Below are 12473 nucleotides of genomic sequence, written 5' to 3' on the forward strand. Positions count from 1 at the left end.
CCTCAAAACTACAGATTATCCCGCAGCCAACCCGCCACACGCCCGACCACATTGCCGCGATGCACACGCGGCGCATCCGCCGCTGTGATCTGCCGCGCCATCAGTTTCCGGGCAGAGACGGCTTCACGCGGGCCGTAAGCCGCCCGCAACAAGACGCCGGCCGTGGCGCAGAAGGCCGGGCCCGACGCGGCGTCGGCCAAATGTGGCGCCCGTTGGGGTTTTCCGAGGCGCACCGGACGGTCGAACACCCGCACGGCCAGTTCACGCACCCCGTTCAGCTGGCTGGCGCCCCCGGTCAGGACGAGTCCTGCGCCGGGCTCCAGCCCCACGCCGGCGTTCTTCAGCCGGTCGCGCAGCAGCTCCAGCGTCTCTTCCACGCGCGGAGCGATGACCGTCTTCAGCATGGCGCGCGGCACGATGACCGGGCCGGCGGAGGCGTCCTCCCCGCGCGGCGGGGCCTCCAGCATCTCGCGGTCCTCGTTGGCGCTGGCCATGGCCGAGCCGTGCAGGGTCTTCAGCCGTTCGGCGCCGGCCTTGGACGTCGACAGGCCGCGCGCGATGTCGGAGGTGACATGGTCGCCGCCGACGTTCAGGCTCTCGATATGCAACAGGGACCGGCCGCCCCAGACGGCGGCGCTGGTCGAGCCGCCGCCCATATCGATGCAGACGGCGCCCAGGTCCATCTCGTCCTCTTCCAGCGCAGCCAGGGACGAGACGACGGGCGCGGCGGCCACGCCCTGCAGGTCCAGGTGCGCCAGCTCGAGACAGTGGCTCAGGGTGGTGAAGACGTTCTCGGCCATGGAGACGACCAGCAGGTCGAGCCCCAGCGAACCGCCGCGCATCGAACGCGGATCATGCACGCCCCGCGCGCCGTCGACCGACCAGGCGATGGGCAGGACGTGGATGGGCCGGCGATTCGGCAGGCGGATCTGGGCCAGGGCCATGCCGATGGCGCGCGCCAGATCGGCGTCCCCGACCGGATTGGCGCCCAGGGACACCCGGGCCTGGACCCGGTGGCTTGCCATCTGGCCGATGGCGGTGGTGACGACGACGCCGGAGACGGGGCTCTGGGCCGCGCGTTCGGCGCGTTCGACGGCGTGGCCTATGGCCTGGGCGGCCTCGTCCATATTGATGATGGCCCCGCCCTTCACGCCCTTGGACTGGACGTGACTGGCCCCGGCGACGCGGATGGTGCGGTCGGCGTGGCGCACGCCGTCAGGCTTCATGATGAAGCACGACACCTTGGACTGGCCGATGTCCAGGGCGGCGATCACGGGGGCGCGGCCGGCGCGGGGGTCCATGCCCCGGCCCTGGTCGTTTGCCGATCCGCGCTGCTTTCCCGCCATGTCTTATACTTCCTTTAAGCGTCGGCGCCGGGGCGCACGGCGACCTCGTCCGGCGTTCTGAGATCGACCCGGGCGAAACCGAGGTCGAGCAGGCGTTCGCGCTGATCCATCGCATCGAGACGGATCAGGGCCCCCTCCTGGTCCACCGCAGGCAATTGAATCAGACTGCCGTCCTTCAGGCGCAGGTTCCAGCGGCGCTCGTCCACCCGCACCAGGGCGTCGATCCGGCTCATCAGGCGCGGACGCTGGGCCAGCAGGGGCAGGACCTCGCCGGCGGCTTGATCCGCCCCCTTGCCCACGACCAGAGGCAGGGTGGGATAGCGGCGGGCGTCGGCGCCCTTGATCACCTGGCCCCGCGAGTCGATGACCTTGATCTGACCGGCTTCCTGCCAGACGGCGAGGCGGTCGTGTTCCTTGATTTCAACGATCAGGGTGTCGGGCAACAGGCGCACCACCCGCGCCTCCTTGACCCAGCCGACGGCCTGCACCCGGTCGCGGATGGCGTCCAGGTCCAGACTGGTGATCGGTTGGCCCGAATAGAGCCCCAGCGCCTGCTGGATGGCCGGCTCGGCCTCGGCCGAGGCGCCGGTGATATGGACCCGCTTCAGCGACAGACCCATGCCGGCCGTCATCCCGTCGATCCCGTGAGAGACCGACTGGCCGATCCGCTCGGCGCGCGCGCCGGTCGCCAGAACCCCGACGACCAGCAGGGCGCTGGCGCCCAGGGCGATCATGACGGTGCGGGGGGAAACATCGATACGGCCGATGGCGGCCATCTTGCCGGGGATGGCGGACACGGGCTTGGGCGCGCCGCCGCGAGGCCGCCCGCCCTTCTTGGAGGCGCCGCCACGCGAGGAACCCGAACTCTGTCGCCGACCGCCGCGAACTACCGCGGGCATGAGGCGTCCTCCACCATCCACCGTACCAGTTCTTCGTAGCTCATTCCGGTATGGGCGGCCTGCTCGGGGGCGAGCGAGGTCGGCGTCATGCCCGGCTGAGTGTTGACCTCCAACAGAACCAGATCGTCCTTAACATCATCATAACGGAAGTCGCTTCTGGACACGCCTTGGCAACCCATGGCCAGGTGCGCCGCCTCCGCCTGACGCAGGGCGGCCTCAAAAACGGCGGGCGGCAGGACGGCGGGCAGGACGTGGACCGAGCCGCCGGGCGCATATTTGGCTTCGTAATCATAGAAGCCCTTGGTCGGGGTGATGTCGGTCACGGTCAGGGCGCGCGGGCCCGACTTTTCGCCGATCACGGCGACGGCCAGTTCCTTGCCGGCGATATAGGGCTCCACCATCACCTGCTCGCCATAGGTCCAGGCGGGATCGCCCACCTCAGCGACCGGCCGATTGGCGCCCTCGCGCACCAGATAGACGCCGACCGACGAGCCTTCGGCGTTCGGCTTGACCACATAGGGGGGCTCGATCACATGGCGCGCCGCCACCTCGTGCCGGTCGTACAGACCGCCGCCGGGCACCTTGACGCCTGCGGCCTTCAGCACGGCCTTGGACTTGTCCTTGTCCATGGCCAGGGCCGAGGCCAGGACGCCGGAATGCGTATAAGGAATCCGCAGGGTCTCAAGCACCCCCTGGACGCAGCCGTCCTCGCCCCAGGCGCCGTGCAGGCAGTTCAGCACCACGTCGGGCTTGATCAGGCCCGACAGCACATTGGCCAGATCGCGCCCTGCGTCCACGCGGCTGACGCGCACGCCCTGCCGTTCCAGCGCCTGGGCGCACTGTTCGCCGGAGGTCAGCGACACCTCCCGCTCAGCGGAAAGACCGCCCATCAGGACGGCGACATGAAGGTCTTTGAATGCGCGGGTCATGGCCTCTCCGATTGCGGCCGAGATGTTTAACAGGCCGTCAACCTTATCGCCCGCACGTCGTGAAATTTGTGCGTCAAACCTCGGCGATCAGAGGCGCCGGCCGATCCGCTTGATCTCCCAGTCCAGCTGAACGCCGGTCTTCAACAAGACATCGGCGCGCACCGCCTCGCCCAGGCCTTCGATGTCGGCGGCGGTGGCCTCGCCGGGGTTGATCATGAAGTTGGAGTGCAGCTCGCTGAACATGGCCCCTCCCCCCCCGTACGGCGCTGGCTCGGCGTGCAATTTCCCGCGCCAGCCGGCCTCGTCGACCAGTTTCCAAGACGAATGGCCGGGCGGGTTCTTGAAGGTCGAACCGCCGGTCTTCTCGCGGATGGGCTGGGTGGTCTCGCGACGGCTGGTGATCTCGTCGATCCGGGCCTGCACCGCCTCGGGCGCGTCCGGCGTTCCGCGATAGACGGCCTCAACCCAGATGATGTCGGCCGGCGCCTGCGAATGGCGATAGGTATAGCCGAAGTCGGCCAGGGCGTAGTCGACCCGCTCGCCCCTGCGGTTCAGCCCCCAGGCCGAGACCAGCACATCCTTTGTCTCCGATCCGTAGCAACCGGCGTTCATGGTCAGGGCGCCGCCCACGGTGCCGGGAATGCCGGCGTAGAATTCCAGCCCCGCCAGCCCCGCCTTGGCGCTGGCCTTGGCCACCATGGAGTCCAGCGCGCCTGCGCCGGCCGTGATGGCGTCGCCGTCCGTCGTCACCTGCGCCCAAGGCCGGCCCGCCAGACGGATCACCACGCCCTCGACCCCGCCGTCGCGGACGATGACGTTGGACCCGACGCCCAGCACGGTCACGGGGACAGACGTATCCAACGCCTTCAGGAAGTCAGCCAGGTCCTCGGCGTCCGCCGGAATGAACAGGGCCTCAGCCGTCCCGCCCACCCGGAACCAGGTGAAGGGCGCCAGGGGCTCGTCCCGCAGCAGCTTGCCGCGCACGGTGGGGAGGTTGTCACGCCAAGTCATCAGGTCCTCATCTCTTGCTTCCTTCTCCCCTTGCGGGAGAAGGTGGCCCGCAGGGCCGGATGAGGGGACCGCCGGTGGGCCAGCCCGCACCACCTTACCCCTCACCCTTTCGCGCCAGAACGACGGCTTCGCCGCCGTGCGCTCAAGCCCTCTCCCGGCGGGAGAGGGTGACTATCACCCCAACGCCTCCAGCTGCGCCGGCAGGCCATAGGCCCAGCTGGTGATGTCGCCGGCGCCCAGCAGCACGACCACATCGCCCGGTTTGGCCTCTTCCTTGATCAGGCGCGGCAGGACGGCGGCGTTCTCCAGCGCCTGGACATGGCGGTGGCCATAGCGGCGGATGCCGTCGGTCAGGGCGTGTTTGTCCACCCCCTCGATCGGCTGCTCGCCGGCCGGATAGACGTCGGCGACGATCACGCTGTCGGCGTCGGAAAAGGCGGTCGAGAACTCGTCCATCAGATCGCGCAGTCGGGTGTAGCGGTGCGGCTGGACCACGGCGATGACCCGGCCTTCGGTCACCTGGCGCGCGGCCTTCAGCACGGCGACGATCTCGACCGGGTGGTGGCCATAGTCGTCGACGATCCGCACGCCCCCGACCACGCCCGTGGTGGTGAAGCGGCGCTTGACCCCGCCGAACCCGGCCAGCCCTTCGCGGATCGCCTCGTCCGACACGTCCAGCTCGCGCGCCACCGCAATGGCGGCCAGGGCGTTGGAGACATTGTGCCAGCCGGCCATCGGCAGGTGCACGCCCTTGATCGTATGTGTCTCGCCTTTCTGGATCACGACATCGAACCGGCAACCGTCCGGCCCCATCTCGACATTGTCGGCCCGCACCATGGCCTGGGGATTGGTCCCATAGGTGACCAGCCGCCGGTTATCGATCGAGGCGACCAGCTTCTGCACCTCGGGATGATCCAGGCAGACAGCGGCGAAACCATAGAAGGGGATGTTCTCGACGAAATCGACGAAGGCCTTCCGCACGGCGTCGAAGTCGCCGTAGTGGTCCAGGTGTTCCGGGTCGATATTGGTCACGATGGCGACGGTGGACTTGAGCCGCAGGAAGCTGCCGTCGCTCTCGTCCGCCTCGACCACGATCCAGTCGCCGTCGCCGACCTTGGCGTTGGTGCCATAGGCGTTGATGATGCCGCCGTTGACCACCGTCGGGTCCAGGCCGGCCGCATCCAGCAGAGCCGCGACCATCGAGGTCGTGGTGGTCTTGCCGTGGGTGCCGCCGACCGCGATGGAGAATTGCAGCCGCATCAGTTCGGCCAGCATCTCGGCCCGGCGCACCAGGGGGATGCGACGCTCGCGCGCGGCCTTCATCTCGGGATTGTCGGCCTTGACCGCCGTCGAATAGACCACGGCCGACACGCCCTCGCTGACGTGAGCGGAATCGTGGCCGATGAAGATCCGCGCGCCCAGCTTCTCCAGCCGTTCGGTATTGGCGCTGGCCTTGGCGTCCGAGCCCTGAACCGAATAGCCGATCTTCAGCATGATCTCGGCGATGCCGCTCATGCCTATGCCGCCGATGCCGACGAAATGGACGGGACCGAGGTCAAACGGGACGGGGCGAAGGCGAGCGATCATCCGATGCGCTTAGCAAGGGATCGGGCGGAATGCACGGGGGTGTGTGCGCCCAATTCCAACCCCGCAAACGCTCCGGACGCGCTGGCCCGTGCATAGGTTGGATCCGCCTAGGCCGGGAAGGCTACCGGCCACGGCGCCGACCTATAGTCCGGCGGCCAGGCTCTGCGCCTGGGCTGGATCCCGGGCCCTCAACGCGGCGATGGCCGCCTCCAGGGTCGGATCCTCGCCCGCCCGTCGCTGGGCCACGGTGCGCGGGGCCTCGATGTCCGGCGTGACCCCGTGCTTCTCCAGCCGCACGCCGCCCGCCGTGACGAAATTGGCCCGGCTCAAGGTCAGCCGCCCGCCGTCCGGCAGCTCCGTCTCCTGGGCGATCAGCACCGAACCTATGGTCTTCTCCCCCACGACGATCCCGCGCCGCGCCTCCTGCAGGGCCGCCGGAGTCAGTTCCGCCGCACTGCGGCTGCCCCGATCCACCAGAACCGCGACCTCATTGGATACAGGCTCGCGCCGGTCGCCGCAGTCGCCCGATGCGGTCAGGGTCACCGACCGCCCGGTCCGCCCCGTCTGTGTCGCCCAGACGCGGTCGCGCGGCAGGAAACAGGTCAACACCGACTCCGCCTCCGACAGACGCCCGCCCGGATTGGCCCGCAGGTCCAGGATCACGTCCACATCCGGCGACAGCCCGTCTAGCTCACCGCCCAGCCAGCGTCCCAGGCCGGCGTCGAACTGCTCCACCGTCAGCACCAGGACCCCCGGCCGCGTCTTGTCCGCCGTGAACGGCTGCGGCCCGTCCATCAGGCGCGGAACCAGGGCCTTGTCACGCCGCGCGCCCGTCTCGTCGGTCAGGACCAGATGCACCGGTCGCCCGTCCTGCACCTCGACATCCGCCCCCCAGGGACGCCCATCGACGCTGTTCAGGGTCCAGCCCAGCTGCACCCCAGCCTCCTGCGCCGGCGAGCCCTCGCGCACCCGCTCCACCGTCCAGATGTCCGGATCCTCGCCCCGCATCAGGGTCATGCCCATGACCGCGCGCCGCTCATACTGCGTGTCCTGACGGCGCACGGCGGCCGGAGGGCTGGCCCCGGCGTGACCGTCGTCCAGCAGGTCCAGCATCTCGTTCAGCACCCGGTACAGGGCGCGATCATCGCCGGCCGACGCCGCCAGGGGCCGAAACCGATCCCGCGCCGCCCCCCAGTCCACCCCGTGCAGGCCGGGGTCGTAATAGCCGCGCCGCACCTCACTCCAGACCCTGTCGAACACCCGCTGGTTCATGCGGGCGCGGTCTCGCGACGGCGCCATCTGCACGATGTCGGAGAAGCGGGTCCCGGTCGTCGCTTGGGGCGTGCTCGACGCCGATCCGGCCGCGAGCAGCAAGCTTAACGACAAGGCGCTGGAAACACTCAGGAAGCGACGACCGGACATGGGACGATCCTTGGCCGAACCCCGCTCGCCGCGCAAATCACGAAGAGTCGCGCACGTCTTGTCTTCGCCACAGGCTCGGGCCAAGAGCCCCGCACCTGATTTGCGGACCGCGCCCCGGACGACCCCCATGCCCATCACCACGGTCGGCCTCGATGCCGACGACACCCTTTGGCACAACGAGACGATCTTTCGTCTGACCCACGCCCGGTTCGTCGATCTGCTGGACGATCACGGCGACGCCGCCACCATCGAGGCGCGCCTGGCCGAAACGGAACAGCGCAACCTCCGCCTCTACGGCTACGGCGTGAAGGGCTTCACCCTGTCGATGATCGAGACGGCCATGGAGCTGTGCGACGGCGGCGCCCCGCCCGAGGTGGTGCGCGAGATCCTGGCCGCCGGTCGCGAAATGCTGGCCCACCCGGTCGAGACCCTGCCGGGCGTGGACGAGGTGGTCGCCGAACTGGCCGAAAACTACCGTCTGGTCCTGATCACCAAGGGCGACCTTCTGGACCAGGAGCGCAAGCTGGCGGCCTCAGGCCTCGGCGACCGGTTCGCGGCGGTCGAGATCGTCTCCGAAAAGGACCGCGCCACCTACGACCGCATCTTTTCCCGCTATGGCGCCGGCGCGGCCGAGGCCGTCATGGCCGGCAATTCCATGAAGTCCGACGTCCTGCCCGCCATCGCCGCCGGCGCCTTCGGCGTCCACATCCCCTACCACGTCACCTGGGCCCACGAACTGGCCGATGCCCCGGTGAACGAGCCGCGTTATGTCTCCCTGTCCCGGATCGGCGAATTGCCGGATTGGATTGCTGCGATAGAGGACTGACGTCTCAGGTGTATCCCAAAAGGGCGCGCAAGCCCGGGGCGTGAAACTCGATCAGCTTCTTCTGCGCCTCAGAGATTTCGTCGGGCAGGACGACCGCGCTGGACACATTCAGGTTCTGGCGCGCCGTTCGGCTCTGCCGCTTGTCTGCACCGACCCTGACCCGCTCGCGCCAATCGGCGGGCACAGCCTCCAGGCCGCAATCCGCCAGCAACCGTAGGAAGAAGACCTCCGAAGCCTTGCTGTCCAGATCTTCCACCGCAGCGACAATGTCTTCGTACCGATAGAGGACCGCCCGCGTGCCCAACCAGGCGACGACATTATGGGTGTACATGTCTTCCAGCGTCGGCGTTCGCTCGTGAATGCCGAAGATCATCATATTGATCAGTTCGTCGGCCGGTATGGCGCCGCTCTTCAGATGCGCCAGATTGGCCTGCTGAAACTCGTCGGACAGATAAAAGCGCGCACGCGCCAGCACCCAACTGTGCGGATCGCGCGCCAGAACGATATGTCTCGCGGCTCCCAGGGCGTGGACGCCTGAATCGCTGAACAGCAGATGGCCGCAGCTCATCATCGGCCGAGCCGGGTCGAACAGATGACGATGTTGGGCCAGGTTAGGAATCTGCACGAACTCGCGCCCATAGTGCTGCCCCACCGGCACGAACATTCGCAGGATGTTGCGAATAAGGTGAGTACCGCCCTTGGGAATGCTGTTCAGGAAGAGGGGCGTCGACAACGGAGCCGGATCAAAGCGCGCCACATCTTCGTCCAGCGTATCCTTCATGCCCAGAATGACCGCCATGTCTCGAACTCCCCGCGAACAAAAGGGGCGGCAGGTTTGAGAACCCGCCGCCCCGTCAGGACCTTATAGTCCGTTTGTCGATCAGAACGACTTGCTGATGCGGACAAAGCCGCGGCGGCCGTACATGCCTTCGGTATACTGCGAGGTGAAGGCCGAGGTGCCGACGGTGTTGAATTCGCCCAGGTTCAGGGTAGTCAGTTGCGGCGGCAGTTCGTCGAACAGGTTGGCTACACCCGCCAGGATCGACCAGCTTTCAGCATCATAACGAACCGAGAAGCTGTGGAAGGCCGTGAAGGGCGCATCAAGCTTCAGGTAGACTTCCTGTCCGCCGACCGTGGCCGTGTCGCTGCCGTAAGAGGCGTAGTTGCCTTGGTGCCCAATCATCTGGACGGCCCAGACGCCGGTCCAGGGGCCGCGTTCGTATTGCAGGTTCAGATTGCCCACGAACTGCGGATTGCCGACCTCACCGAGGGTGTCGACGATATTGTCGGCGAAAAGAGCTTCGCGGGATTCCAACTGCCAGGTCGCCTGACCGTCGATAGAGAACCGGTCGCCCCAAGGCAGGTCGTGGGCGTAACGCGCTGTAAAATCGATGCCGCGGTTGGTCTGTTCGGCGATGTTGATGAACTTGCCGGAGATGGTGTCGATCCGGTGCGTTCCCTCGTTACGGACGAACTGGCTGCAGACTGGGTCGGTCGGGAAATTATCCGAGAGGTAGCAGGCAGAGACGGTTCTCGAGCCCAGGCTCGTGACCTGGTCCTCGATCTCGATCTCGAAATAATCGACCGCAGCGCTGAAGTTGATGAACTTCGGCGTCCAGACCAGGCCGATAACATGGGCGGTGGAGGTTTCCGGCTCAAGTTGTCCCAGGCCGCCGCCCTCAAACAGAGTCGCCGAACTGCCGGCCCCGTTGTGGGTTCCGGGCACGCCGCCGCCCGGTCCGTTCGGGTTGGCGCAATTGTCCGCCAGGCGTTGGCTGATGGTGCCGTCTGCCAGGTTTTGTTGCCAGTTGATGCAGGGATCCACGGTGCGCTGGCTGGCGAAGCTGCTCTGGTCGGCGAGATACAGTTCAAACAGGGCGGGGGCGCGGAACGAGGTTCCGGTGGTGGCGCGCATGCGGACGTCCGGCAAGAACTCCCAGTTCACGCCGACCTTGTAGGTCGATGCGCTGCCCGAGGTCTTGGTGTTGGTCACCCGCCCTGACAGGCTCAGATCCAGACCATAAGCGAACGGCATGTCCTTCAGGACAGGGATCGACAGTTCGGTGAAGATCTCGGCCGTTCGCTCGGATCCTTGGGTGATGCCGGCGCTGGAAGAACCCCAGGCGTTGGCGTTGCGTGTGATCTCGCCCGGGACGTCGTTGATTTCGTCGTGGCGAATATGGAAGCCGAGCGCCGCCCCGATCGGACCCGCCGGCAGGTCGAACAGCTCGCCGCCCATGAAGCCTTCGACATAGGCCTGTTCATAGACAGTGTTGCCCTTATCGACGTCGAACAGGAAGGCGCGCTGTTCGTCGGTCAGATTACCGGCCAGGAAGTCGGGATCGGCCCAGTTGATGTCGATGCAGGTCCGGCCGCTGACCGGCAAAATCTCGCCGGCGCAGGAATCGGTGCGGAAGCTCTGGCTGTCAACGGCGTCCTGCAGGATGACGTCAGCGGTATAGTCGCCATCCGAACGGCTGTACTGGAAGAAGACGTCCCACTTCCAGTCGTTGAGGAAGCTGCCCGGATCGACGAAGTCGCCCCGGACGCCGCCGACGACGCGCGCGTAATCGACCTGCTGGCTGGCCGAGTTATGATTCGTGATCGGCGTGGGGCTGAGCAGATAGTCGCCGCCCCAGCTTTCGTAGCCATAACCCGCGCCATAGGACCAGTCGCCGGCGTAGGCGTAGTTCCAGAACTGGCGGTAGCCCTTGGTCGAGGATTTGCGACGGTTCAGCAGGACTTCGGCATAGGCCTCTGCGTGTTCGGTCAGCTGGTATTTGCCCTCGGCGAACACCGTGTAACGCTCGACCTCGGGGATAAGGGTCTGCTCGTCATCAAACGGGTGGTTGCCGTTCATGACCGCCGTACTGGGGCCGTCGTAGCCAACCAGATAGAAACCCGGAGGCGGGACCGGCACCTGACCGGCCAGGCTGCCCGGCACCGTCGGGATATAGTTGCCCAGGTCGCCGTCGTAATCATACTGGTAACGGCCCGGCAGCGAGGCGAAGGTGTTGTCATAGGCCCAGACGTGGCCCCACAACAGGTCCAGGCATGCGGGCTTGCCAGTACGCGGGTCGATCCGGTCCGCACGATTGCCTTGAGCGTCAAATACATACTGTTCGGCGCAGCTGGTGTAGTCGCGATCACCCTGCAGTTGCTCGAACTGCTTGTAGTAGTCGCCTGAGATGCTGAAGCTGCCGCGCTCGAACGTCTTGCCGAAGGTGCCGGAGAAGTTCATCTGCTCGCCACCGCCCTCGAAGGGCGCGGTATAATAGGCGGTCAACTCGCCGCCGTCCTGCTCGACGCCGGTAATCAGGTTCACCACGCCGGCTACGGCGTCAGACCCGTAGATCGACGAGGCGCCGTCTTTCAGGATGTCAACACGCGACAGGGCCGATTGCGGCAGGACGTTTAGGTCGAACGCCGAAACGCCGCCACGTGTGCCGGCCGGACCGGCGCGGCGCCCGTTCAGCAGAACCAGGGTGCGGTTGGCGCCTAGGCCGCGCAGCGAAACCGTCGCCGCGCCTGGACCGCCATCGGTGACGAAAGAGCTGGAGATCGTCGAGGTGACCTGGGGCGAGCCGGCGGCCAGGGTCGATTGCTGCAGCAATTGCGCCGTGTCGCTGAGACCGCGCGCCTGGGCGTTCTCAGCGGTCAGCACCTGTACGGGCGAAGCGCTCGTGTATTCGTTCCTCGGGATACGCGAACCAGTGACTACAATTTCCCCAACTTCGGACGAGGCTTCAGTCTCCGCAGCCGTAGGCTGAGATTCCTGCGCCATTACCGGCGCGGCGGCCATCAGAGTAGCGAACGCGCCGCCAACCAAGGCGGAAGCATTCAAAAGCCCCATCCGACGAGTCATTGAATCCCCCAGTGTAGTTCGAAATTAAGCGCCTACTTACAGTGAAATTCGAACCACACACCACCTCGATGACGCAAAGTCGACACCTTCCCGCAACGAATGTGGCAAACTCGCATCACTTTTTGACCTGATTTGACAGCCTGAAAGCTCTTGCCCCCCCGCCCCTCCCTCTCTAAACGGGCCGCTTAACCGACAACCCGACGCGAGCTCCGCATGGCGACGCCCTGCGGCGGCTACGCGCGCGCAAACTACGAAGGATCAGGTCGCCCCTTGGACGCCTCGGACATCAGTCATGACGAACGCGACGCCATGGTGCGCGCAGCGCTGGCCGAACAGGGCGACAGCGGCGTGACTCCGCGTCACACGCGGTTCTACTTCTATGGCGAGGGCGATCACGGCGACCTGAACGAGGTCGCGCGCCGCGCCGGCTTCCTGACCGGCGGCGCCGACGACTCCACTACACTCGAGACCACCATGGCGGTGGACGAGGCGTCCTTCGCGGCGACCTCCGCCATGATGCAGACCTGGGCCGCAGCGTTTCAGCTAGACTACGACGGCTGGGAATGCGCGGTCGTGACCCATTAGCGT

10 protein-coding genes are annotated in these 12473 nt (G+C 66.6%); 2 read left to right on the forward strand and 8 right to left on the reverse strand.

What is annotated here, in order from left to right; all coding sequences use genetic code 11:
* Positions 1-8 precede the first annotated feature (8 nt).
* From ftsA to ACW170_RS00620, 6 genes are all read right to left on the reverse strand, one after another.
* Positions 9-1301, reverse strand: a complete 1293-nt coding sequence (gene ftsA, locus ACW170_RS00595; protein ID WP_492041242.1) for a cell division protein FtsA — start codon at positions 1299-1301, stop codon at positions 9-11.
* 59 nt (positions 1302-1360) lie between these two features.
* Complete coding sequence (locus tag ACW170_RS00600; protein WP_492087773.1) at positions 1361-2245, reverse strand: cell division protein FtsQ/DivIB; 885 nt, start codon at positions 2243-2245, stop codon at positions 1361-1363.
* Positions 2233-3174, reverse strand: coding sequence for a D-alanine--D-alanine ligase (locus ACW170_RS00605; protein WP_492087774.1), 942 nt, complete (start codon positions 3172-3174; stop codon positions 2233-2235). The genes ACW170_RS00600 and ACW170_RS00605 overlap by 13 nt, the downstream gene beginning before the upstream one ends.
* Positions 3175-3261: 87 nt before the next feature.
* A complete protein-coding gene (gene murB, locus ACW170_RS00610) occupies positions 3262-4185 on the reverse strand; it encodes a UDP-N-acetylmuramate dehydrogenase (protein WP_492087775.1) in 924 nt (307 codons plus the stop codon).
* 174 nt (positions 4186-4359) lie between these two features.
* Positions 4360-5772, reverse strand: coding sequence for a UDP-N-acetylmuramate--L-alanine ligase (gene murC / locus ACW170_RS00615; RefSeq protein WP_492087776.1), 1413 nt, complete (start codon positions 5770-5772; stop codon positions 4360-4362).
* Between the two features lie 141 nt (positions 5773-5913).
* Complete coding sequence (locus ACW170_RS00620; protein ID WP_492087777.1) at positions 5914-7194, reverse strand: S41 family peptidase; 1281 nt, start codon at positions 7192-7194, stop codon at positions 5914-5916.
* A 127-nt stretch (positions 7195-7321) separates the two neighbouring features.
* Between ACW170_RS00620 and ACW170_RS00625 the strand changes: the two genes are divergently transcribed.
* Positions 7322-8020: an HAD family hydrolase gene (locus tag ACW170_RS00625; RefSeq protein ID WP_492087778.1), complete on the forward strand. Its 699-nt coding sequence runs from the start codon at positions 7322-7324 to the stop codon at positions 8018-8020.
* Positions 8021-8024: 4 nt separating this feature from the next.
* On the opposite strand, the gene ACW170_RS00630 is transcribed toward ACW170_RS00625, so the two are convergent.
* Positions 8025-8819, reverse strand: a complete 795-nt coding sequence (locus ACW170_RS00630) for a hypothetical protein (protein ID WP_492087779.1) — start codon at positions 8817-8819, stop codon at positions 8025-8027.
* Between the two features lie 81 nt (positions 8820-8900).
* Positions 8901-11684 carry a TonB-dependent receptor domain-containing protein gene (locus tag ACW170_RS00635; protein WP_492087780.1) on the reverse strand — a complete coding sequence of 928 codons (2784 nt, stop codon included), beginning with the start codon at positions 11682-11684 and terminating at the stop codon, positions 8901-8903.
* A gap of 414 nt (positions 11685-12098) precedes the next feature.
* Between ACW170_RS00635 and ACW170_RS00640 the strand changes: the two genes are divergently transcribed.
* Positions 12099-12470 (forward strand): hypothetical protein, encoded by a 372-nt coding sequence (locus ACW170_RS00640; RefSeq protein WP_492087781.1) that lies wholly within the window; start codon positions 12099-12101, stop codon positions 12468-12470.
* Positions 12471-12473 lie beyond the last annotated feature (3 nt).

The sequence above is a fragment of the Brevundimonas sp. FV2ps16 genome, assembly GCF_058681075.1.